The sequence below is a fragment of the Pseudomonas sp. HD6422 genome, from assembly GCF_025377065.1.
GTDB classification, from domain to species: Bacteria; Pseudomonadota; Gammaproteobacteria; order Pseudomonadales; family Pseudomonadaceae; genus Aquipseudomonas; species Aquipseudomonas putida_U.
Window position 1 is genome coordinate 67,212 of record NZ_JAHWIW010000024.1, and the last position, 21,056, is coordinate 88,267.

The window sequence follows — 21,056 nt, forward strand, 5'->3', positions numbered from 1 at the left end:
GTCAAGAGAATGCTTACCCGATGTCGACCCGCTATTCGCTACGCCCCAACGGCCCAGGCCACATGCTGCGCATCACCGTGTCCCGACGTACCCAGGCATGCACCAGGGCTGCGCCAAGGTGGACCAGGACGGTAGCGAACAACAGATAGCCCGCCCAACCATGGGCCTGTCGCAGCATGGCATACAGCTGCAGGTCATGGGGAGCGATGGCGGGCAATTGCAGCGGACGCGGATAGCCACCTGCCGACAGCATGGCCCATCCCAACAGCGGCATGGCCAGCATCAAACCGTACAGCAGCAGGTGCGAGGCACCCGCAGCGAACCGTTGCACGGGGGGCAGGTCGGTGGGCAGGGCCGGGTGCGCAAGGGTCAGGCGCAGGCCAATGCGTACCAGTACCAGCACCAGCAATGCCAGGCCAATGGCCTTGTGCAGGGGCAGCAGCCAAGTGTGCCGGGGCGAGAGGTCGCCGACCATGCTCACACCGATGAACAGCATGGCCAGGATCAGTAGCGCCATCAGCCAATGCAGCAGGCGTGCGACGGGGTGGAAGGCTTGAGGTTTCATGGGCGGGCTCCGGTTTGCAGCGATTCTCGGCTGCGGCGGTTGAACGACTCCGAATAGGCGGTCGACCGCGCCGCGAGGATCGGATCGGCGGAGGGGCGGATACCGCTCGGCAGGATCAGCGGGTCGAAGTTCAGATCGCGGCAAGCACCCTGTTCTGGCCCGTCGACCTTTTCCAGCACCAGGGTGCCGGCGTCGACGCTGCGTCGTTCGCTTGGCCAGGGACGGGCGGGATCGTCGACGGCATCGCCGGGTTCGGCCAGGGTCAGGTGCAGGGTCCAGCGCAGCGGCCCCTGGGCCAGGCGCTGCTGCAGGTCGTGCTGGAGGAACTGCTTGTCGTCAACCTGTCCCGGCAGGGGCGTGAAAGCGGCCTGCGGCTCAAGCTGCCAGCGCACCGGATGCTCGGCGCCCTGCGCATCGATCAGGCGAAAGGCGTTGATGCTGTGGTACTGGGTGTTGGCAAAACTGTCGCTCGGCTTGTAGTTGGCGGCCCACTGGCGAAACGCCGCGCTTTCCGGGTGGGCAGCGAAGAAGGCTTGCAGCTTGGCCGGGTCGGGTTTGCGAGTGGCTGGGTCCGGTGCGCTGGCCAGTACCTGATCGTAGAAACCTTCTATCGTGCTCACCGCCAGTACCGGCGGATTGTTCATGCCAGTGCGCCAGACTTGGCCGTCATCGCTGCTGAGCTGCAGCGCCAGGCTGCGCACTGGAACACTGGTGTCCGGCGCGAAGGGATTGGCGCCGCCGATGGCGAAGCGGCCGATCACCGGTACCCGGGCCTGGCTGAACACGCGGGCGGTGGAGAGTGCGGCAGCCTGCCCACTGGCCTGGAAGTAACCACTGACGCAAAGGCCCTTGGCGTGGTTCTTCCGATAGCCTGGATGATGACCGGCCTGGGCTTCGAAAGTGTCGATGATGCGCTGCGGGGTCAGCGCGGGGCCACCGACCCAGCCGGCGGCATAGGCGAAGGCGCCGCCCAGCGCCAGCAACGTCGCGCCGATCCCGCCAAGGCGCAACGCCTTGGGCAGACCGTGCAGGGGAGCTTTCATGGCATGTGTCCATTGCAGTTGAGGTGCGTGTACGACGCGGCAGGGCAAAACTTATTCCCTGCCTGGGAATAGATTTCCTGCTCAGACGTCTGCCTCTTACACTGACCCACATCCAAAGCCCGGAATCTTGCCATGCATGAGCTGGATGACACCCAGTGGCGCGAGCTGCTGCAACGCCTGCGTCGCTTTGCCCTCTGGCTGACCCGCGATGCCGGTGGTGCCGATGACCTGGTCCAGGCTACGGTCGAGCGGGCCCTGAGCCGCAGCGACCAGCAGCGTGATGCCGATGGCCTGCGCGCCTGGTTGTTCACCATCCTGTATCGGCTGTTCCTCGACGGTAAACGTCGTGAGCGCCTGCACGCCCGCTGGCTGTCCTGGTTCGGCCTCGGCGAGGCTGCCAGCGAGCCGCTGGCCAGCGACACCGAGAGCATCGTCATGGCCCAGGCCGACTTGCGAGCCTTCGCCCGTCTGAGTGCGGAACAACGGGCATTGCTGCTGTTGGTCAGTGTCGAGGGACTGAGTTACAAAGAGGCCGCCCAAGCCTTGGGCATACCCATTGGTACGGTGATGTCGCGCCTGTCGCGCGCCCGCGCCGCGTTACGTGAATTGACTGAGGGCAACCCGCCGCCCCCGGCCTTGCGGAGGCTGAAATGACGCGCCTGATTCCCAGCGAGCACGAACTGCATGCGTATATCGACGAGCGCCTGGACCCGCAGCGACGGGCCGAGGTGCAGGCGTGGCTGGCTGCCAATCCTGAACAGGCCCTGCGCGTCGAGGCTTGGCGCAGCGACGCTCGGCGCCTGCGCACTGCATTAGCCGGGATGGGTGAGTTGCCAGGAGCGCCCCATCTGGATCTGAGCCGATTGCGCCGGCAGTTGCGCCAGCGTCGTCAGCGCCGCTGGGCATCGGCGGCAGTCTTGCTGGTAGCCCTCGGCGTAGGTGGGCTGGGCGGTTGGCAGGCCAGGGACATGGCTTTGGTGGACAGTGTGTTGCCCATGGCCGATGCGCTGCAGGCGCACCGCATGTTTGCCGCCAGCCAGGCGCTGGATGTCAAGGCCAGCGATCCGGCTATGCTCCGTGCCTGGCTAGGCCAGCATTTCGACCAGGTGGGTCCGCTGCCGGACCTTGGCGGCTATGGCTTCGCACCGGTAGGTGCACGTTTGCTCAGCAACGAACAGGGGCCGGCAGCGCTGTTGGTGTTCGAAGACGCGCAGGGGCGGCGGATCAGCCTGTTCATGCGCTCGCCCGGCAAGCTGTTCGGGCGCATGCCCGATGGGCAGCGTGTAGATGGGCAGTTGGAGGCGCGTTACTGGTCCCATGGTGCGTACAACTTTGCCCTGGTCAGTGCCGCGGACGATGCGCGCGGGGCAAGGGTAGGGCAGGCGTTGCGTTTGGGGTTGTAGGCCAAGACTGCCAAGGCCCCATTGCCGGTCAGCCGGCTACAGGCGACGGGGCCGCTGGCATCAGCCCAGCTCCAGCCAGATCGGTGCGTGGTCAGATGGCTTTTCCATACCGCGCAGCTCGTAGTCGACGCCCGCCGCCTTGACCCGTGGCAGCAAACCCTGAGAGGCCATGATCAGGTCGATGCGCAGACCACGCTTGGGTTCATCCTCAAAACCGCGGCTGCGATAGTCGAACCAGCTGAAACGGTCGGCTACCTCCGGGTGCAGGTGGCGGAAACTGTCTACCAGGCCCCAGTTCTTCAGGCGCTCCATCCACTCGCGTTCCTCGGGCAGGAAACTGCACTTGCCGGTCTTGAGCCAGCGCTTGGCGTTGTCCGGGCCGATGCCGATATCGCAATCCTGGGGCGAGATGTTCATGTCACCCATCACCAGCAGCGGCTGTTCGGCAGTGAACTGACCTTCGAGCAGGGCCTGCAGGTCACTGTAGAAACGCTGCTTGGCCGGGAACTTGGTCGGGTGGTCGCGGCTTTCGCCTTGGGGGAAGTAGCCATTCATGACGGTGATCGGATTGCCGTCGGCGTCTTCGAACGTGCCCCAGATGAAGCGCCGCTGGGCGTCCTCTTCATCGGTGGCAAAGCCTTTGTGCAACGCCAGGGGAGGCTTGCGCGAGAGCAGGGCGACGCCGTAGTGGCCTTTCTGGCCGTGGTAATGCACGTGATAGCCCAACGCCTGGACATCTGCCAGCGGGAACTGATCGTCACTGACCTTGGTTTCCTGCAGGCCGATCACGTCCGGCTGATGCTTGTCGATCAGCGCCGCCAGTTGGTGCGGGCGGGCACGCAGGCCGTTGATGTTGAAACAGACGATCTTCATGGCAAAGATGATCCTGGTAAAAGGCGCGATGCTAGCCGACATCGACCCTCATCACCAGCGTGGCGGCCTGTTAAGGTGACTGCTAACGTGCTGATGAGGCTGAACGATGCGCCTCTACGCGCCTCCAAGGCACTGAACGAATCTTTCCAAGGAGGAGCGCGATGCCCGATACCCATGCCCCGCAGGCAACGGTCTGCCAACTGGACGGCGGCTTTCGCCGTGAGGCGCGCTCGTTGCTGTACAACGCTTACCGCCATGAGCCCACCTTCGCCTACCTGTTCGAGGCGCAACGCCCTGGCTACGAGCGGCGGCTGCGCACCTGGGTGCGGGAATGGGTGCGCCAGCATTTCTACCTGCAGTTGCCAGCCATCGGCCTGCTGCTCGACGACCGCCTCATCGCCCTTGCCCTGATCGTACCGCCCCGGCGCCGGCTTGGCGTCGTCGACAGTTGGGCCTGGCGTCTGCGCATGATGTTGGGTACTGGCTTGCGCTGTACTCGGCGCTTCATGGATTACCAGGCCGCACTGGCCGGTTGCCTGCCGACCGACCCGGTCCATGTTCTGCCGTTGCTCGGGGTGCATCCGCAATTCCAGGGGCGGCATTATGGCGAGCAATTGTTACAGGCTGTGCACGACTGGTGTGCCGAGGATCCGACCACCCAAGGGGTGGTGCTGGACACCGGCAATGAGCATTACCTGGCGTTCTACCAGCGCCAGGGCTATGAGGAAATCGGTGAAATTGCGGTAGGACCAATACGAGAGCGGGTGTTCTTTCATCCGAATCCTTCCTCTTCAAAAGCGACACCCGTGTGAACTTCGCCCAGGCCGCTCCCTTGAGCGGCTGGCTCTGGTAGCATGCGCGGCATGACGTATTCAGGAAGACTGACCTGGGGCCTGGTTTTCTGGGCCGCCAGTTTTACCGCATGGGGCCAGAGCGAGTTGCTGGTGAAAGTCGCGCCGGCCAACAAGGACCTCAAGGCAAATGTCGAAGGCTATATAGGCAGCCTGGGAGACCGCGATGAGGAAGCGCTGCTGCGCTTTAGTCGTGGCGCCCAGGAGCAGGCTCGCAAAGCGGCGCAGGCACTTGGCTACTATCAGGCGCAGATCGACACCGAGGTCAAACCACCGGCCAAGGCCGATGGCTCGCCCCAGCTTGTTCTGCGCATCCAAACCGGTGAGCCTGTGCGCTTGCGCAACGTCACCGTGCGTGTCGAGGGGCCAGCCAGCGAACTTAAGGCGTTCAGGGTGCCGGACAGCAAAGCACTGCGCGCAGGCGAACAGCTCAACCACGGGGTATACGAGGACGCCAAGCGGCTGATCCAGAATCAAGCCCTGCGCTACGGCTTCTTCAGCGGTCGTTTCAGTCAGCAACGTTTGGCCGTCGATCCACAGGCCGGGGTTGCCGATATCGATCTGGTCTACCAGAGCGGACCCCGCTACTACCTGGGCGCCGTGCATTTCGACGGCGACACGCCCTTGGACGAAGACCTGTTGCAGCGCATGGTGTCGTTCGAGCCTGGCACGCCCTATGACTCGCAGTTGATCGCTGAACTCAACAACGACCTGCAGTCCAGCGGTTACTTCGAAGGAGTACGGGTGGATGCGGCACCGACCGCGGCGGTTGGCCAGGAGATTCCCGTCGATGTTCGCCTGGACAGCCGCAAGCCGCGCACTCTGGGCCTGGGCCTGGGCTTTTCGACCGACGTCGGCCCGCGTGGCAAGGCCAACTGGACCCGCCACTGGGTCAATCCCCAAGGCCACAGTTATGGCTGGGAAACCGAGCTTTCAGCCCCGCGGCAGAACGTCGGATTGTGGTACGACATTCCCCTCGATCCGCCGCTGACCGACAAGCTGCGCTTCGCCGGGGGCTACCAGTACGAGGAAATCGCCGGTACCGATACCCTCAGCAAATTGCTCACCGTGGGTCCCGAATGGCACAGCAAGTTGCCCAGTGGCTGGCAACGGGTGGTGTCGCTGAAGTACCAGCGTGAGGAATACCGCCTAGGTGATGACGCGGGGCTGAGTAACCTGTTGATGCCGGGCGTGAGTTTTTCCTACCTGCGCAGCGACAATCGGATCGACCCGCACAATGGCTACCGTCTGCAGTTCGACGTGCAGGCGGCCAAGGAAGGCCTGGTGTCGGACACCAACCTGCTGCATGGCAACGTCCTGCTCAAAGGCCTGACCACCGTCGGCCGCCGCCATCGCCTGCTCGGGCGTGTGCAGTTCGGCGGCAGCGCCACCAACGGTTACAAGCACAATATTCCACCATCGCTGCGTTTCTTCGCCGGTGGCGATCAAAGCGTGCGTGGTTATGACTACCAGACGTTGTCGCCGACCAACAGTGACGGCGACCGCATCGGTGGCCGTTATCTGGTTGCGGGCAGCGTCGAGTACCAGTATTCGCTGGCCGAGAAGTGGCGTGTGGCCACCTTCGTCGACCAGGGTAACTCCTTCAACACCTTGGAGCTGCCCAGCCTCAAGACGGGCGTCGGTATCGGAGTGCGCTGGGTGTCGCCAGTAGGGCCGCTGCGCCTGGACCTGGCTCATGCGCTCGATGATGACGGCGGTTTCCGCCTGCACTTTTCCATGGGGCCGGAGCTGTGATGCGTGTAGTCAAATTCGTTGTGCTGCCTGTGCTGGCGCTGTTGCTGCTGGTGGTCTTGGCAGTGACCACGCTGCTGGGCAGCGAAGGAGGCAGCCGCTGGTTGCTGGAGCGCGTCCCTGGGCTGGAGGTCAGTGACTTCCAGGGCCGTCTGGGTGGTAGTTGGCAAGCCAGCCGGTTGAGCTGGAACAGCGCAGGCAACCAGGTCGAGCTGCAGCAGCCGCAACTGGCCTGGTCGCCGGCCTGCCTGCTGCGTGCGACCCTGTGCGTCGAGCGTTTGCAGGCGCAACGCATCGACATGGCCTTCGCCCCCAGCGATCAGCCCGCCGAGCCAGGTCCGGTGCTGCTGCCGGCCCTGCGCCTGCCGGTGGCCATCGAACTGGGTGAAGTCAAGGTCGGCCAGTTGCGCCTCGATGGCAGCGACTTGCTGGGCGACCTGCAGCTGGTTGCACGCTGGACCAGCAGTGGCATGCGCATCGACAGTCTGCAACTGCAACGTGATGACCTGCGGGTCGACCTGCACGGCGACCTGCAACCGGAGGGCGACTGGCCGTTGAGCCTCGAAGGCGACGTACAGTTGCCGACTGTGGACGGCCAGCCCTGGCTACTGGCCCTCACCGCCACCGGCGAGCTGCAGAAGACCCTCAATCTACAGGCCACCAGCAGCGGTTATCTGCAAGCCCGGCTTAATGGCGAGGTGCAGGCGCTGGCCGAGCACCTGCCGGCCAAGTTGCACATCCAAAGCGATGCCTTCAAGCCGAGCGCAACGCTGCCGGACACCCTGCAACTCAACCAACTGAAACTCGATGCCAACGGCGACCTGCTCAAGGGATACCAATTGGCAGGCACGGCCAGCCTGCCTGCCGAACAGTCACCCGTGGCGCTGGTGCTGGCCGGTCGGGTCGATGCCAAGGGTGCGCGGTTGGACGCTCTCGATCTCAGCGCCAGCGAGACTCAACGTCTCAGCCTGTCGGCCAGTGCCGACTGGCAGCAGGCACTGAAGGCCGAGGCGCGGCTGGTTTGGCAGGACTTCCCCTGGTTGCGCTTGTATCCCCTGGAAACCCCGCCTGAGGTGACCCTCAAGCGCCTCGACGCCCAAGTCCGGTATCTTGACGGCAAGTATCAAGGCACCTTTGCCGGCGACCTCGATGGCCCGGCCGGCGCATTCAGCGTCGCCAGTCCGTTCGAGGGCGACCTCCAGCAGGTACGCCTGCCGGAGTTTGCGCTCAACGCAGGCCAAGGCAAGGCAGTAGGCTCCGTTGCCGTGCGCTTCGGCGACACCTTGGCGTGGGACGTCGACGTGCAGGTGTCTGCACTCGACCCTGCCTATTGGCTCGCCGAGTTGCCGGGGACCCTGGCCGGCCCGCTGCGTAGCAAGGGCGAGTTGAAAGGCGAGCAACTGTCCCTGGATGCGCAACTCGACCTCAAAGGCCGGCTGCGCGGGCAGCCAGCGGTGCTCAAGGTTGATGCCAAAGGCGCAGACCAGCAGTGGACGCTGGGGGCGTTGGCCGTGCAACTGGGTGATAACCGCATCAATGGCAGTGGCAGCCTGCAGCAACGCCTGGCCGGGCGAATCGACCTCGACCTGCCACGCCTGGGGCAGTTGTGGCCGGGTTTGCAGGGCCAGGTGAAAGGTCGGCTGGACGTCGCCGGCACGCTCAAGGCGCCGCAAGGCACCTTTACCCTGCAAGGCCAGCAGGTGGCTCAGGCCGATAACCGCATCCAGCGCCTGGCGCTGAATGCGCGACTGGACAGCGCCCAGCGTGGCGTTGTCGACCTCACCGCCAATGGCATCCGCCTGGGCGAAACCGCCATGGGCACGCTCCAGGTCAACGGCAGCGGCGATATCCGCCAGCAGGCCATGACCCTCGGCCTGGACGGTCCGCAACTCAAGCTGGATTTGGCGCTCGATGGTCAATTGAAGCAGGGTGACTGGCGCGGCCGCCTGGCCAGTGGGCGGATCCAGGCCGGTGGTCAGGACTGGCAGCTGCAGGCCCCGGCGCGTTTGCAGCGCCTGGCCAGTGGCCAGGTGGACTTCGGTGCCCATTGCTGGCGCTCGGGCCAGGCCAGCCTGTGCGGCGACGACCAACGCCTGGCGCCGGAGCCGAGGCTGCGCTATCACCTCAAGCAGTTCCCGCTGGACAGCCTGGCGCAGTGGCTGCCCAAGGATTTCGCCTGGCATGGCCTGCTCAACGCCGACGTCAACCTCGATATTCCGGACAGTGGCCCCAAGGGCACGTTTGTCGTCGACGCCAGTGGCGGCACCCTGCGCGTACGTGACAAAGGGCAGTGGATCGACTTTCCCTACCAGACCCTGCGCCTGGACAGCACCCTGGCACCGCGTCGGGTCGACACTCGTCTGGTGTTTCGTGGCGATCGGCTCGGTGAGCTGAACCTCAATGCGCGCCTCGATCCACTGGGCAAGGACAAGCCGTTGAGCGGCGACTTCCGCCTGGCCGGCCTGGACCTGTCGGTGGCTCGGCCGTTCGTGCCTATGGTCGAGCGTTTGACGGGGCAGCTCAACGGCACTGGGCGCTTGTCCGGTACGCTGCTGGCTCCGCAGATCAATGGCAACCTCGCTCTTACCGGCGGCGAAGTCAGCGGTGCAGAGCTCCCGGTCAGTTTCGAGCGTCTGTCGTTGCAGGCATTGATTGCAGGTGAGCGTATTCAGTTGGATGGCGCCTGGCAGAGCGGAGCGAGTGGCCGTGGGCAGCTGTCCGGCGACTTGACTTGGGGCCAGGCGCTGGCAATGGATCTGCGTCTGCAGGGCCAGCGCCTGCCGGTTACCGTCGAGCCCTATGCCACGCTGGAAGCCTCGCCCGACCTCAACGTGCGCCTGGTCGACGACAAGCTGGCGGTGACGGGCAAGGTGCGGGTGCCCAAGGGCGAGATCGTCGTGCGCGAACTGCCGCCATCGACGGTGAAGGTGTCGGACGATACGGTTATCGTCGGTCATCAGACCGAGCAGGGGCAGACGCCGATGGCCGTAGCCATGGACATCGATGTCGAGGTGGGCCAGGAAAAGCTCTCGTTCAGTGGTTTCGGCCTGACGGCCAATCTGCTTGGTCATGTGCACATCGGCGATAATCTGGACACCCGTGGCGAACTGAGCCTCGCCGACGGCCGCTACCGGGCCTACGGTCAACGCCTCACCATCCGCCGGGCGCGGTTGTTGTTCGCCGGCCCCATCGATCAGCCTTATCTGGATATCGAAGCCATTCGCAAGGTCGATGACGTGATTGCCGGGATCCGTTTGAGCGGCAGCGCCGAGCAGCCCACCACCCAGGTGTTCTCGGAGCCGGCGATGAGCCAGGAGCAGGCATTGTCCTACCTGGTTCTGGGGCGACCGCTGAATAACAGTGGTGAAGATAACAACATGCTCGCAGAAGCGGCATTGGGCTTGGGGCTGGCCGGTAGCGCAGGGGTGACCGGCAGCCTTGCCTCCAGCCTTGGTATCGAGGACTTCCAACTCGACACGGAAGGGGCCGGCAACTCCACCAGCGTTGTCGCCAGCGGCAACCTGACCGAGCGCCTCAGCCTGCGCTATGGGGTAGGGGTATTCGAGCCGGCCAACACCATCGCGCTGCGCTACAAGTTGAGCAAGAAGGTGTACCTGGAAGCCGCCAGCGGCGTGGCCAGCTCTTTGGATATCTTCTACAAGCGTGATTTCTGAGCCCCGCTTCGGCGGGGCTGGCACTACATCTGGCGGCGAATGTTGCCAATCTGGCGCAGGCTCAGGCCGTATTTATGTGCCAGCAAGCTTCGAGATAAGCCATCGGCGCTTTCCTTTTGGATCTGCAAGTTGCGTAGCCGGCGCAGGAAATGATCCGGTTTAGGGATCTCCAGCGCAACGCCAGCAAAGCGTTTGATCAGAGCGTCGAGTGCCTCGGGTGGGAGAATATCGGCAAGCTTGGTGCGCGTCCGATGCTTGGGAATGTATTTGGGGCGACCACCGAAAGCGCAGGTCAGGGCGTAGGCGTTTTCGATACCTACGCATTCGATCAGCGCCTGCAACGATTGTGGCAACTGGGTGATGTCGATGCTGGTGAGGTCTGGCAATTCCATGTGAGGCTCCCTCCGGGAAAATGGGGTGCGATGCTTGAACATCCGTGGTGACAGGTCGACGATCACCGGGCATCCGGAATCGTGGACATGGAGGGATTTTCAGGCAGTGCCGAGCCTGGTCGCTAGGCGCCATGAGGCGTAGGGGGTGTAGGCGTGGTGAGCAGTATTTGCGGGCAGGAGTTTCCTACGATGTAGGAAGTGACGTCAGCGCTTACCTACAGCCCCTGATTTCTCGTTACCTTTCGCTGGAGTAGAAATTGAGGGTGCCGACCCCCAGGAGTCGCTTTCGATTGACCAGGAAATGCCCCGTGACTGGGGTAGGCAAGGTATGATGGCGCCGGCTCGTCGCGAGCCATTAGCCCTAGATGTTGCAAGGAACATTCGATGACACACGTACAGCGCCTGAAATACTCTCTGCTGATCATCCTGGTCGTATTGGGCCTGATGCTGGGCCTGTCCCACCTGCAAAAGCAGGGGACCATCAGCGAGCAGACCTTCCAGATCCTGGCCATCGCCATCGCTGTGGTCGTGGTGGTGATCAACGGGATCTTGCGGCGCAAGGTCAAGCCTTGACCATGCCGGCCGGCCAGCGCGGGCCGGCCCGGCGTTCAGCTTGGCAATGACTGATCCAGTACCGCGCGGGCCTCGGGGTTGAGGCTGTAGCACTTGTCGCTGCCCAAGTTGATGACGCCTTCGGCGCACAGGCGTTTGAGCACTTCGCGCACACTCAGAAATGACAAAGGGATATCCAGTTTTTCCAGTTGTGCGTGCACACCGCGCACACCGATGCTGCGACCGTTGCGGTCTGCGTGGTGCAGTGCGTCGATGACCTTGAGCCGGATGAGGCTGGTGCGTAGGCCAAAACTGCGCAGCAGTTCGCGGATCTGCTCGTTGCCCAGGCGTTCGTCCCCGCTGGCGACCGGTCCGTCGGGCGCCTTGCCCGGGCCCGGCCCGGCCTGCAGTGAGGATTGCGGGTTGTACATGTGAATGCTCCTTTTCGTGGTTTTTCCCGAAAGATGGGTGCCTCACTTATTAGGACGAATGAGAACGGCAAATCTGCAGGCTTGCGCCTAAAAAAGAGTTTTCATGGATTAGTGGGGGGGCCAGTAGTGCCGCTAGGAAAACTCGAACGGCTCGAGATGGAAACCGTGCTCGTCCACCTGCAAAGTCCAGCCACGACGGTCCCAGTCGCCCAGCACGATACGCCGTCCGGGCTGTCCGTCGACCACCAGCTTGTGGATCGCCGGTCGGTGGGTGTGGCCGTGGACCAAGGTGCGGACGCCATGAGCGGCCATCACCTTGGGCACTTCCTGCGGAGTGACGTCGACGATCTCGGTGGCTTTCATGCGCACCTGGGCGCGGCTTTCGTTGCGCAGCTTGCGCGCTAGCTTTTGCCGCGTGGACAGTGGCAGATGCCGCAGAATCCACATTGTCAGCGGGTTGCGCAAGTAGCGGCGCATCTTCATGTAGCCGATGTCGCGGGTGCAAAGGGTGTCGCCATGCATCAGCAAGACCGGCTCGCCGCCCAGGTCGATCACGCTGGGGTCGGGCAGCAGCGTGGCGCCAGCGGCCTTGCAGAAGCCCTGGCCAAGCAGGAAGTCGCGGTTGCCGTGCATCAGGTACACCGCCGTGCCGCTGTCGCTCAATTGGCGCAAGGCCTGGCAGATCGATTGCTGGAACGGCGTCATGGCGTCATCGCCGATCCAGGCTTCGAAGAAGTCGCCAAGAATGTAAAGCGCCTTGGCGTGGCGGGCACGACCGTCGAGCAGATCAAGAAACGCCCGGGTGATATCCGGGCGTTCTTCTTGCAGGTGCAGATCGGAGATCAGCAGTATCACTCAATGATCTCGGCTTTCTCGATGATCACGTCGTCCTTCGGCACGTCCTGGTGGCCAGCCTTGGAACCGGTGGCGACCTGCTCGATGGCGTCGACGACTTCACGGCCTTCGATCACTTCGCCGAATACCGCGTAGCCCCAGCCCTGGGTGTTCTTGCCGCTGTGGTTGAGGAAGTCGTTGTCGGAAGCGTTGATGAAGAACTGCGCCGAGGCGGAATGCGGGTCCATGGTGCGGGCCATGGCGATGCTGTACTTCTTGTTCTTCAAGCCGTTATCGGCCTCGTTCTGGATGCTGGCGCGGGTCTTCTTCTGGTTCATGCCAGCCTCGAAGCCGCCGCCCTGGATCATGAAGCCCTTGATCACGCGGTGGAACACGGTGCCGTTGTAGTGGCCGTCCTTGACGTACTGAACGAAGTTTTCGGTGGTGAGCGGCGCTTTCTCGGCGTCCAGTTGCAGGACGATGTCGCCGTGGTTGGTGCTCAGTTTGACTTTGGACATGCTGAAATTCGCTCTTTCAAGGCATAAGGGAATTAGGGCGCGCAGCGTGCGCATGGACAGCTGACGCAGTATCAGGCTTGCACGACACATGGCGCGCATCGGCCATTTTGCCAGGCTCTGGCAAAAAGCTGGGAGAAATCGTGCCAGTTTGTCCGAGCCCGGCTGTCGGCAGCTCGACTGCTTCGGCTATGATAGGCCCTTTGATTCAATCGGCCTACCCAGGCCGGACACGTGCATTCAAGGATCCTATGAGCAAGCCCACTGCCGACAACGCGCCCAACGCCGCTGCCAAAGGCGCCCCCGCCGTCCCTGCGAACTTCCTTCGGCCGATCATCCAGGCCGACCTGGACTCGGGCAAGCACAGCAGCATCGTCACTCGTTTCCCGCCGGAGCCCAATGGCTACCTGCACATCGGTCACGCCAAGTCGATCTGTGTCAACTTCGGCCTGGCCAAGGAATTCGGCGGCGTCTGCCACCTGCGCTTCGATGACACCAATCCGGCCAAGGAAGACCAGGAATACATCGATGCCATCCAGCGTGACGTCAAGTGGCTGGGCTTCGACTGGGCAGGGGAAGTGCGCTATGCCTCGAACTATTTCGACCAGCTGCATGACTGGGCCGTCGAACTGATCAAGCGCGGCAAGGCCTACGTCTGCGACCTGACGCCCGACCAGGCCAAGGAATACCGCGGCAGCCTGACCGAGCCGGGCAAGAACAGCCCGTTCCGCGATCGCAGTGTCGAGGACAACCTCGACCTGTTCGCCCGCATGAAGGCCGGCGAGTTCAAGGACGGCGAACGTGTGCTGCGCGCCAAGATCGACATGGCGTCGCCGAACATGAACCTGCGCGACCCGATCCTGTATCGCATTCGCCATGCTCACCACCACCAGACCGGTGACAAGTGGTGCATCTACCCGAACTACGACTTCACTCACGGTCAGTCCGACGCCATCGAGGGCATCACCCACTCGATCTGCACCCTCGAGTTCGAAGGCCATCGTCCGCTGTACGACTGGTTCCTCGACAACCTGCCGGTGCCTGCGCATCCACGTCAGTACGAGTTCAGCCGCCTGAACCTGAACTACACCATCACCTCCAAGCGCAAGCTCAAGCAGTTGGTGGACGAGAAGCACGTCAGCGCCTGGGACGACCCACGGATGTCGACCCTGTCGGGCTTCCGCCGCCGCGGCTACACCCCGGCTTCGATCCGCAATTTCTGCGAAATGATCGGCACCAACCGCTCCGATGGCGTGGTTGACATGTCGATGCTCGAATTCAGCATCCGCGACGACCTCGATCGCACCGCACCACGCGCCATGTGCGTGCTGCGCCCCTTGAAAGTGGTCATCACCAACTACCCCGAAGGCCAGGTCGAACAACTCGAACTGCCGCGCCACCCGAAGGAAGACATGGGCGTGCGCGTGCTGCCGTTCGCCCGCGAACTGTACATCGATCGCGACGACTTCATGGAAGAGCCGCCCAAAGGCTACAAACGCCTGGAACCGGCAGGTGAAGTGCGCCTGCGCGGCAGCTACGTGATCCGTGCCGACGAGGCGATCAAGGACGCCGAGGGCAACATCGTCGAGCTGCGTTGCTCCTATGACCCGGACACCCTGGGCAAGAACCCTGAGGGTCGCAAGGTCAAGGGCGTGATTCACTGGGTACCGGCCGAGGGCAGCGTCGAGTGCGAAGTGCGTCTTTACGACCGCCTGTTCCGCTCGGCCAACCCCGAGAAAACCGAAGAGGGCGGCAGCTTCCTCGACAACATCAACCCCGATTCGTTGCAAGTGCTCACCGGCTGCCGCGCCGAGCCGTCGCTGGGCCAGGCGCAGCCGGAAGATCGCTTCCAGTTCGAGCGCGAAGGTTACTTCTGCGCCGACCTCAAGGACAGCCAGCCGGGCCGCCCGGTGTTCAACCGCACCGTCACCCTGCGTGACTCCTGGGGCAGCTAAGGAATCGCCGTGCTTACCATCTACAACACGCTGAGCAAGACCAAGGAAACCTTCAAGCCGCTCGATGGCAACAAGGTGCGCATGTACGTGTGCGGCATGACCGTGTACGACTACTGCCACCTGGGGCATGGTCGCAGCATGGTGGCCTTCGACCTGGTCACCCGCTGGCTGCGCAAGAGCGGCTATGAGCTGACTTACGTGCGCAACATCACCGACATCGACGACAAGATCATCAACCGGGCCAATGAAAACGGCGAGTCGTTCGACGCGCTGACCGCCCGCATGATCGACGCGATGCACGAAGACGAGCGCCGCCTCAACATCCTGCCGCCGGACCAGGAGCCTCGTGCCACCGACCATATCGCCGGCATGCACGCGATGATCCAGACCCTCATCGACAAGGGGTATGCCTACGCCCCTGGCAACGGCGACGTGTATTACCGGGTCGGCAAGTTCCAAGGTTACGGCAAGCTGTCGCGCAAGAAGATCGAGGACCTGCGCATCGGTGCGCGCATCGAGGTCGACGAGGCCAAGCAGGACCCACTGGACTTCGTGCTGTGGAAGGGCGTCAAGCCCGGTGAGCCGAGCTGGGAGTCGCCATGGGGGCCGGGCCGTCCTGGTTGGCACATCGAGTGCTCGGTGATGTCGACCTGCTGCCTGGGCGAGAGCTTCGATATCCATGGCGGTGGCAGTGACCTTGAGTTCCCGCATCACGAGAACGAAATCGCCCAGAGCGAAGCCGCTACCGGCAAGCAGTACGCCAACGCCTGGATGCACTGCGGCATGATTCGCATCAATGGCGAGAAGATGTCCAAGTCGTTGAACAACTTCTTCACCATTCGCGACGTGCTCGACAAGTATCACCCGGAAGTGGTGCGCTATCTGCTGGTGGCCAGCCACTATCGCAGCGCCATCAACTACTCCGAAGACAGCCTGCGTGATGCCAAGGGTGCCCTGGAGCGCTTCTATCATGCCCTGCGCGGTTTGCCGCGGGTCGCGGCCCAAGGCGGTGAAGCCTTCGTCGAACGCTTCAGTGTGGCGATGAACGATGACTTCGGTACGCCGGAGGCGTGCGCCGTGCTGTTCGATCTGGTGCGCGAGATCAACCGCTTGCGCGACAGCGACCCCGTAGCCGCTGCCGGCCTGGCCGGTCGCCTGCGCGAACTGGGCGATGTGCTGGGTGTGCTGCAGTTGGATGCCGACGAGTTCCTGCGTGCAGGTGCCGAAGGCAAGGTCGACGCTGCCGAAGTGGAAGGTCTGATCCAGGCGCGCCTGCAGGCGCGTGCGGACAAGAACTGGGCCGAGTCCGACCGTATCCGCGACCAGCTGACCGCCATGGGCGTGGTGCTGGAAGATGGCAAGGGTGGGACCACCTGGCGTCTGGCTGACTGATAGACGCTGACGGGGCCGCTTTGCGGCCCCGGTTTCTACTTGGGCTGGCCTGCCAGCGGGCAGTGCAGCACCAACCTCGCTCCGCCTAGTTCACTCTCGCCGACCTCCAGCCCGAACCCATGCAGGTCGACGATCGCCGCGACGATCGACAGCCCCAGCCCGAACCCTGCGTGACGGTGACCTTCCTCGCTGCGATAGAAACGCTTGAGCACCGCCTCCCGCTCCTCGGTTGGGATTCCCGGCCCACTGTCATCGATGGCGATATGCACGCCGGCCTCGTTCTGGAGGGCCGTCACGACCACCTGGCCGCCCTCTGGCGTGAACTTGATGGCGTTGCCCATGAGGTTGGCAAGGGCTTCGAACAACAATTCCCGGTCGCCGTGAAGCGCTGCCAGTCGTTCAGGTTGCTGCAGTTGCAATCGAATGCCGCCATCCTCGGCCAGTGGCAGGTAGAAGTCATGCAGCTCCACCAGCAGATCATGCGGGTCCAGTTGGACGAAGCCGGCGCGCCGCTGGCGGTCTTCCAGTTCGCTGATGCGCAACAGGCCGCGGAACCGCGCCATCAGTGTATCGGTCTCGCCTATCGCCTGGTCCAGCGCTTCGGCCTGGGGCGAGTCGGCAGCACTTTGCTGACGGATGCGGTAGAGCTGGGCGCGCAACCGCGTCAGTGGCGTGCGCAGGTCATGGGCAATGTTGTCGCAAACTCCTTTGACCTCGTGCATCAGCCGCTCGATGCGGTCGAGCATGGCGTTGACGATGGCGGCAAGCATGTCCAGCTCGTCGCGTCGGGCGGACAGCGGCAAGCGGTGGGTGAGGTCGCCAGCGACGATCAACTCGGCCTGGGCCTGTATGGCGCGGATGCGCTTGAGCGGGCGGCGTCGCAACAGGTACCAACCGGCGAAGCCCGGGATCAGGGTCAGGGAGATACCCCATAGCAAAGCGTCGAGAATGATCCGCGTCACCACGAACAGCGAGCCGTTGTCACGCACCAGCACCAGCCAGCGGCCGTCTTGCACCTTGATGGCCACGGCGTCGCAGCTGTCGCGCGGAAGATGCGGGTCGTCGGCGTCCAGGCAGCGCTGGAGTTCGTGCACCTGGCCGTCCATACCCAGCTCCGGCGGGATGGCGCGGATGCGCCCGCCGATTGGGTTGAGCTGGGCGTCGAACAGGCCATAGGCGTCAAAAGCGCGCTCCTCGAAGGCCTGGCTGGCGATCAAGGCATCATCGAGCTGCTTGCCGCTCATGTGGGCGAACAGGTGCTGGCGCTGCAGCATGGAGTGGCGCGTCAGCTTGTTCAGGTAACTGGACACCTCGAAGTACAGCACCCCCATGAGGATGCAGCTCCAGGCCACGAACAGGAAGCTGTACAGTGCCAGCAGGCGGCTGGTCGAAGAACTCCAGCCTTTAGACGGGTTCGGCAATGGCATAGCCGGAGCCCCGAACGGTTCGGATCAGCGGCGACTGGCCGGGCGCATCGATTTTCTTGCGCAGGCGGCCGATGTGTACGTCGATGAGGTTGGTGCCCGGGTCGAAATGGTAGCCCCAGACTTCTTCGAAGATCATCATCCGTGTGATCACCTGGCCGGCATGGCGCATCAGGTATTCCAGCAGTTTGTATTCGGTGGGCAGCAGGTTGAGGGTCTGCTCCCCGCGGCGTGCTTCGTGGCTGATCAGATCCAGTTCGAGATCGGCGACCTGCAGCCGGGTCTGGGTCATCGGCACGCTGTTGCGGCGTAGCAGCACCTCGACGCGAGCGGCCATCTCGTCGGAGGCGAATGGCTTGGTCAGGTAATCGTCGCCGCCTGCGCGCAAGCCGCGCACGCGCTCGTCGACATCGGAAAGGGCGCTGATCATGAGGATCGGGGTGGCGATCTTCAGGTTGCGCAGCGTGGTGACGATGGTCAGGCCATCGACTTCAGGCAGCATGCGGTCCAGGGTAATGAGGTCGTATCCCCCGGCGATGGCCTTGGCCAGGCCCTCACGGCCGTTGTCGGCCCAATCCACGTCCAGGCCGTGGCTGGTGAGTTCGGCGACGATTTCCTGTCCGGTGACGGCGTCGTCTTCGATGGTCAGTACGCGGGGCATGCTGGTTCCTGGGCGGCGAATGGAGATTTGATTGTGCCAAAGAATAGACAAGCGGCGATTTAAGAAAAATTCATCTACCGGTCGCGCAAAAACAGAACGGGGCATGCCATTGCCTGGCATGCCCCGTCTCTGCGCGTGGCGCTAAGCCTCAGGCGACCTTGACGATCCAGCCTGCTGGCGCTTCGACGTCACCGCTCTGAATGCCGGTCAGCTCGTTATAGAGCTTTTGGGTAACCGGGCCGACCTTTTCCAGGTCGTGGAACACGTGCAGCTTGCCGTTGTACTCGATGCCACCGATCGGGGTGATCACCGCAGCGGTGCCGCAAGCGCCTGCTTCGATGAAGCGGTCGAGCTTGTTGATTTCGACATCGCCTTCGATCACGGTCAGGCCCAGGCGCGATTGCGCCAGTTCCATCAGCGACAGGCGAGTGATGCCTGGCAATACCGAGGCCGACTTGGGGGTGACGAACTCGTTGTTGGCGGTGATGCCGAAGAAGTTGGCCGAGCCGACTTCCTCGATCTTGGTATGGGTCAGCGGGTCCAGGTAGATAGCGTCGGCGAAATTGGCCTTCTTGGCCTCGGCGCCTGGCTGCAGGCTCGCCGCGTAGTTGCCACCGACCTTGGCTGCACCGGTGCCTTGAGGGGCGGCACGGTCGAAGCTGGAGATCTGGAAGTTGTGCGGCTTCATGCCGCCCTTGAAGTACGAGCCAACCGGGATGGCGAAGACCGAGAAGATGAACTCCGGAGCGGTGCGCACGCCGATGTTGTCACCGGTGCCGATCACGAAGGGACGCAGGTAGAGGGCGCCTTTGCCGTGGGGCGGGACGAACTTCTCGTTGGCCTTGACCACTTGCTTGCAGGCCTCGATGAACACATCGGTCGGCACCTGCGGCATCAGCAGGCGGGCACAGCTGCGCTGCATGCGGGCGGCGTTCTGGTCAGGGCGGAACAGGTTGATCGAGCCGTCCTTGCAACGGTAGGCCTTGAGGCCCTCGAAGCATTGCTGGCCATAGTGCAGGGCAGTGGAGCCTTCACTGATGTGCAGCACGTTGTCTTCGGTCAGGGTGCCGTTGTCCCACTCACCATTGCGCCATACGGACAGGTAGCGCTTGTCGGTCTTGATGTAGTCGAAACCCAGCTTGTCCCAGTTAATGCTCTCGTTACTCATGACACCCTCGATTGTCTTGCAGATGCCCGATCGCTCGGGCGGCTGTTATATGCGCACCTCGCCACGATAATACATCCATCGCGGATCGGGAACGGTCAGTCACGAATTGTCCATGATCGAGAAGGTCTCCAAGGGTGGGGAGTTCGATCGCAGCGAACCCTTCATGCTCGCGCCCTTCACCTGAGCCTCTCGGCACCGAAACAGGGCCTGGCTGCGCCCCTCCAAAGGGCGTTGCAGGTGCTCATGCCCCATGCCAGAGCCCTCGCCGCAGATGTTTCATCTTCCTTCACCTGCAGAGTTGGCCCGCAACCTGCTATATCCAGCCAGCGAATTTGATCGAGTGGTCAGCCCGCCGCATCCAGGGGATGCCTCGCGGCTGGCCCTCTAAACGGCCATCAGGCCACGGATTATCAGGGGCCGCGGGATGTCGCAGGCGGAACAGATCGAACAACCGGAACAGGCGGCAGGCTGGAGCGCGTACTTGCAGTTGCGCTTCGTCGAACGCGATGGCGTGACTCGTCTTGGTGCGCGCCGTCATTTTGGACCTCTTTTGGTGCAACGGCCTTTCTACCCCGAAGGTGCACCGTGCCACGTGTACGTCCTGCACCCGCCAGGTGGCATCGTCGCCGGTGACCGGCTCGAGCTGGATATCCACCTCGAACCCGGCAGCCATGCGCTGCTGACCATGCCCGGTGCCAGCAAGTTCTACCGCAGCATCGGCCCCACCGCACGGCTGGCGCAGCATTTTCACCTGCAGGCCGGCAGCACGCTGGAGTGGTTGCCGCAGGACAGCATCTTCTTCAATGGCGCCCGTGCCAGCCTCGACAGCCGTTTCAGCCTTGCGCCCGGCGCCCGACTGCTGGCCTGGGAGACCCTGTGCCTGGGGCGACCGGTGATGAACGAGCGTTTCGACCTGGGTGCGCTCGACAGCCGACTGCAGATCGATCTGCCTGATGGCCCCGGCCTGCATGAGCGGCTGCGTATCGAGGGTGGGCGGCTCGACAAGCTCGCCGGGCATCCGCTGCTCGCCACCTTTTGCGCAGCGCCTGCGGACCAGGCCGTGCTCGAACAGGTGCGTGCGCTGCTCGACCGACTGGATAACCCCGCCGGCGCGACATTGCTCGGCTCGCTGCTGGTGATCCGCCTGCTCGACCACGACAACCAAAACCTGCAACACACCCTGCAGCGCCTCTGGCACGTATTGCGCCCGGCCGTCCTCGGCCTGCCCGCGTGCCCGCCGCGCATCTGGGCCACTTGAGAGAGCGCCATGGAGCTGACCCCTAGAGAGAAAGACAAACTGCTGCTGTTCACTGCCGCACTGCTGGCAGAACGGCGCCTGGCCCGCGGCCTTAGGCTCAACTATCCGGAAGCGGTGGCGCTGATCAGCGCGGCGGTGCTCGAAGGCGCCCGTGATGGCCGCACGGTGGCCGAGCTGATGAGCTTGGGCCGTGAAGTGCTTGGCCGCGAGCAGGTGATGGAGGGCGTCGCCGAGATGCTCCATGACGTGCAGGTCGAAGCCACGTTCCCCGACGGCACGAAGCTTGTGACCGTGCATGACCCCATCGTTTGAA

The 21,056-nt window shown here is 63.4% G+C and carries 20 protein-coding genes; 10 read left to right on the plus strand and 10 right to left on the minus strand.

The features are described 5' to 3' along the window. Positions 1-31: 31 nt before the first annotated feature. Positions 32-565 carry a cytochrome b gene (locus KY379_RS18070; protein ID WP_133324198.1) on the minus strand — a complete coding sequence of 178 codons (534 nt, stop codon included), beginning with the start codon at positions 563-565 and terminating at the stop codon, positions 32-34. Further along, a complete protein-coding gene (locus tag KY379_RS18075; protein WP_261241061.1) occupies positions 562-1,608 on the minus strand; it encodes a catalase family peroxidase in 1,047 nt (348 codons plus the stop codon). The genes KY379_RS18070 and KY379_RS18075 overlap by 4 nt, the downstream gene beginning before the upstream one ends. Positions 1,609-1,740: 132 nt before the next feature. Between KY379_RS18075 and KY379_RS18080 the strand changes: the two genes are divergently transcribed. Both KY379_RS18080 and KY379_RS18085 read left to right on the plus strand, forming a co-directional pair. Then, a complete protein-coding gene (locus tag KY379_RS18080; RefSeq protein WP_133324196.1) occupies positions 1,741-2,262 on the plus strand; it encodes a sigma-70 family RNA polymerase sigma factor in 522 nt (173 codons plus the stop codon). Next, on the plus strand, positions 2,259-3,011 hold the full coding sequence (locus KY379_RS18085; protein WP_261241059.1) for an anti-sigma factor family protein: 753 nt from the start codon (positions 2,259-2,261) through the stop codon (positions 3,009-3,011). Before KY379_RS18080 ends, KY379_RS18085 begins: the two co-directional genes overlap by 4 nt. Before the next feature lie 60 nt (positions 3,012-3,071). On the opposite strand, the gene xthA is transcribed toward KY379_RS18085, so the two are convergent. After that, positions 3,072-3,884, minus strand: coding sequence for an exodeoxyribonuclease III (gene xthA, locus KY379_RS18090; RefSeq protein ID WP_196173309.1), 813 nt, complete (start codon positions 3,882-3,884; stop codon positions 3,072-3,074). A gap of 161 nt (positions 3,885-4,045) precedes the next feature. On the opposite strand from xthA, the gene KY379_RS18095 reads away from it, so the two are divergent. From KY379_RS18095 to KY379_RS18105, 3 genes are read left to right on the plus strand one after another with little or no spacing between them, the layout of a single operon-like run. Continuing rightward, entirely contained in the window at positions 4,046-4,696 is a 651-nt protein-coding gene (locus KY379_RS18095; protein ID WP_133324193.1) for a GNAT family N-acetyltransferase, read from the plus strand. A gap of 51 nt (positions 4,697-4,747) precedes the next feature. Beyond that, positions 4,748-6,490, plus strand: coding sequence for an autotransporter assembly complex protein TamA (locus tag KY379_RS18100; RefSeq protein WP_133324412.1), 1,743 nt, complete (start codon positions 4,748-4,750; stop codon positions 6,488-6,490). Next, entirely contained in the window at positions 6,487-10,161 is a 3,675-nt protein-coding gene (locus tag KY379_RS18105; protein ID WP_261241055.1) for a translocation/assembly module TamB domain-containing protein, read from the plus strand. Before KY379_RS18100 ends, KY379_RS18105 begins: the two co-directional genes overlap by 4 nt. 23 nt (positions 10,162-10,184) lie before the next feature. On the opposite strand, the gene KY379_RS18110 is transcribed toward KY379_RS18105, so the two are convergent. Further along, positions 10,185-10,553: a Mor transcription activator family protein gene (locus KY379_RS18110; protein WP_261241054.1), complete on the minus strand. Its 369-nt coding sequence runs from the start codon at positions 10,551-10,553 to the stop codon at positions 10,185-10,187. Between the two features lie 384 nt (positions 10,554-10,937). On the opposite strand from KY379_RS18110, the gene KY379_RS18115 reads away from it, so the two are divergent. Beyond that, positions 10,938-11,126 (plus strand): hypothetical protein, encoded by a 189-nt coding sequence (locus tag KY379_RS18115; RefSeq protein ID WP_133324186.1) that lies wholly within the window; start codon positions 10,938-10,940, stop codon positions 11,124-11,126. 35 nt (positions 11,127-11,161) lie between these two features. Here KY379_RS18115 and KY379_RS18120 read toward each other — a convergent pair whose 3' ends face one another. The 3 genes from KY379_RS18120 to KY379_RS18130 form a co-directional block, all read right to left on the minus strand. After that, positions 11,162-11,536: a fe2+ zn2+ uptake regulation protein gene (locus KY379_RS18120; RefSeq protein ID WP_133324185.1), complete on the minus strand. Its 375-nt coding sequence runs from the start codon at positions 11,534-11,536 to the stop codon at positions 11,162-11,164. A 132-nt stretch (positions 11,537-11,668) separates the two neighbouring features. Next, positions 11,669-12,391 carry a UDP-2,3-diacylglucosamine diphosphatase gene (locus tag KY379_RS18125; RefSeq protein WP_133324184.1) on the minus strand — a complete coding sequence of 241 codons (723 nt, stop codon included), beginning with the start codon at positions 12,389-12,391 and terminating at the stop codon, positions 11,669-11,671. Next, complete coding sequence (locus KY379_RS18130) at positions 12,388-12,888, minus strand: peptidylprolyl isomerase (RefSeq protein WP_133324183.1); 501 nt, start codon at positions 12,886-12,888, stop codon at positions 12,388-12,390. Before KY379_RS18130 ends, KY379_RS18125 begins: the two co-directional genes overlap by 4 nt. A 248-nt stretch (positions 12,889-13,136) precedes the next feature. Here KY379_RS18130 and KY379_RS18135 point away from each other — a divergent pair, with 248 nt between their 5' ends. Continuing rightward, positions 13,137-14,840, plus strand: coding sequence for a glutamine--tRNA ligase/YqeY domain fusion protein (locus tag KY379_RS18135; RefSeq protein ID WP_133324182.1), 1,704 nt, complete (start codon positions 13,137-13,139; stop codon positions 14,838-14,840). A gap of 9 nt (positions 14,841-14,849) precedes the next feature. Continuing rightward, a complete protein-coding gene (gene cysS / locus KY379_RS18140; RefSeq protein WP_133324181.1) occupies positions 14,850-16,232 on the plus strand; it encodes a cysteine--tRNA ligase in 1,383 nt (460 codons plus the stop codon). 35 nt (positions 16,233-16,267) lie between these two features. Here cysS and KY379_RS18145 read toward each other — a convergent pair whose 3' ends face one another. The 3 genes from KY379_RS18145 to KY379_RS18155 all read right to left on the minus strand — a co-directional run bounded on the left by KY379_RS18145 (position 16,268) and on the right by KY379_RS18155 (position 19,485). Beyond that, positions 16,268-17,659: a sensor histidine kinase gene (locus KY379_RS18145; RefSeq protein ID WP_133324180.1), complete on the minus strand. Its 1,392-nt coding sequence runs from the start codon at positions 17,657-17,659 to the stop codon at positions 16,268-16,270. Further along, positions 17,637-18,317 carry a response regulator transcription factor gene (locus KY379_RS18150; protein WP_133324179.1) on the minus strand — a complete coding sequence of 227 codons (681 nt, stop codon included), beginning with the start codon at positions 18,315-18,317 and terminating at the stop codon, positions 17,637-17,639. The genes KY379_RS18145 and KY379_RS18150 overlap by 23 nt, the downstream gene beginning before the upstream one ends. A 148-nt stretch (positions 18,318-18,465) precedes the next feature. After that, positions 18,466-19,485, minus strand: a complete 1,020-nt coding sequence (locus tag KY379_RS18155; RefSeq protein ID WP_133324178.1) for a branched-chain amino acid aminotransferase — start codon at positions 19,483-19,485, stop codon at positions 18,466-18,468. A gap of 424 nt (positions 19,486-19,909) precedes the next feature. On the opposite strand from KY379_RS18155, the gene KY379_RS18160 reads away from it, so the two are divergent. Together KY379_RS18160 and KY379_RS18165 are read left to right on the plus strand one after the other, a co-directional pair. Beyond that, positions 19,910-20,743, plus strand: coding sequence for an urease accessory protein UreD (locus KY379_RS18160; protein WP_133324177.1), 834 nt, complete (start codon positions 19,910-19,912; stop codon positions 20,741-20,743). 9 nt (positions 20,744-20,752) lie between these two features. Beyond that, entirely contained in the window at positions 20,753-21,055 is a 303-nt protein-coding gene (locus KY379_RS18165; RefSeq protein ID WP_133324176.1) for an urease subunit gamma, read from the plus strand. Position 21,056 lies beyond the last annotated feature (1 nt).

Excerpts from the sequence above, each read along its gene's own strand:
- KY379_RS18110 (WP_261241054.1), bottom strand. The coding sequence starts at position 10,553 with ATGGAATTGCCAGACCTCACCAGCATCGACATCACCCAGTTGCCACAA.
- KY379_RS18135 (WP_133324182.1), top strand. The coding sequence starts at position 13,137 with ATGAGCAAGCCCACTGCCGACAACGCGCCCAACGCCGCTGCCAAAGGC.
- KY379_RS18120 (WP_133324185.1), bottom strand. The coding sequence starts at position 11,536 with ATGTACAACCCGCAATCCTCACTGCAGGCCGGGCCGGGCCCGGGCAAG.
- KY379_RS18070 (WP_133324198.1), bottom strand. The coding sequence starts at position 565 with ATGAAACCTCAAGCCTTCCACCCCGTCGCACGCCTGCTGCATTGGCTG.
- KY379_RS18150 (WP_133324179.1), bottom strand. The coding sequence starts at position 18,317 with ATGCCCCGCGTACTGACCATCGAAGACGACGCCGTCACCGGACAGGAA.
- KY379_RS18115 (WP_133324186.1), top strand. The coding sequence starts at position 10,938 with ATGACACACGTACAGCGCCTGAAATACTCTCTGCTGATCATCCTGGTC.
- KY379_RS18085 (WP_261241059.1), top strand. The coding sequence starts at position 2,259 with ATGACGCGCCTGATTCCCAGCGAGCACGAACTGCATGCGTATATCGAC.
- KY379_RS18145 (WP_133324180.1), bottom strand. The coding sequence starts at position 17,659 with ATGCCATTGCCGAACCCGTCTAAAGGCTGGAGTTCTTCGACCAGCCGC.
- KY379_RS18165 (WP_133324176.1), top strand. The coding sequence starts at position 20,753 with ATGGAGCTGACCCCTAGAGAGAAAGACAAACTGCTGCTGTTCACTGCC.
- KY379_RS18130 (WP_133324183.1), bottom strand. The coding sequence starts at position 12,888 with ATGTCCAAAGTCAAACTGAGCACCAACCACGGCGACATCGTCCTGCAA.
- KY379_RS18155 (WP_133324178.1), bottom strand. The coding sequence starts at position 19,485 with ATGAGTAACGAGAGCATTAACTGGGACAAGCTGGGTTTCGACTACATC.
- KY379_RS18075 (WP_261241061.1), bottom strand. The coding sequence starts at position 1,608 with ATGAAAGCTCCCCTGCACGGTCTGCCCAAGGCGTTGCGCCTTGGCGGG.
- KY379_RS18100 (WP_133324412.1), top strand. The coding sequence starts at position 4,748 with ATGACGTATTCAGGAAGACTGACCTGGGGCCTGGTTTTCTGGGCCGCC.
- xthA (WP_196173309.1), bottom strand. The coding sequence starts at position 3,884 with ATGAAGATCGTCTGTTTCAACATCAACGGCCTGCGTGCCCGCCCGCAC.
- KY379_RS18095 (WP_133324193.1), top strand. The coding sequence starts at position 4,046 with ATGCCCGATACCCATGCCCCGCAGGCAACGGTCTGCCAACTGGACGGC.
- KY379_RS18160 (WP_133324177.1), top strand. The coding sequence starts at position 19,910 with ATGTCGCAGGCGGAACAGATCGAACAACCGGAACAGGCGGCAGGCTGG.
- KY379_RS18080 (WP_133324196.1), top strand. The coding sequence starts at position 1,741 with ATGCATGAGCTGGATGACACCCAGTGGCGCGAGCTGCTGCAACGCCTG.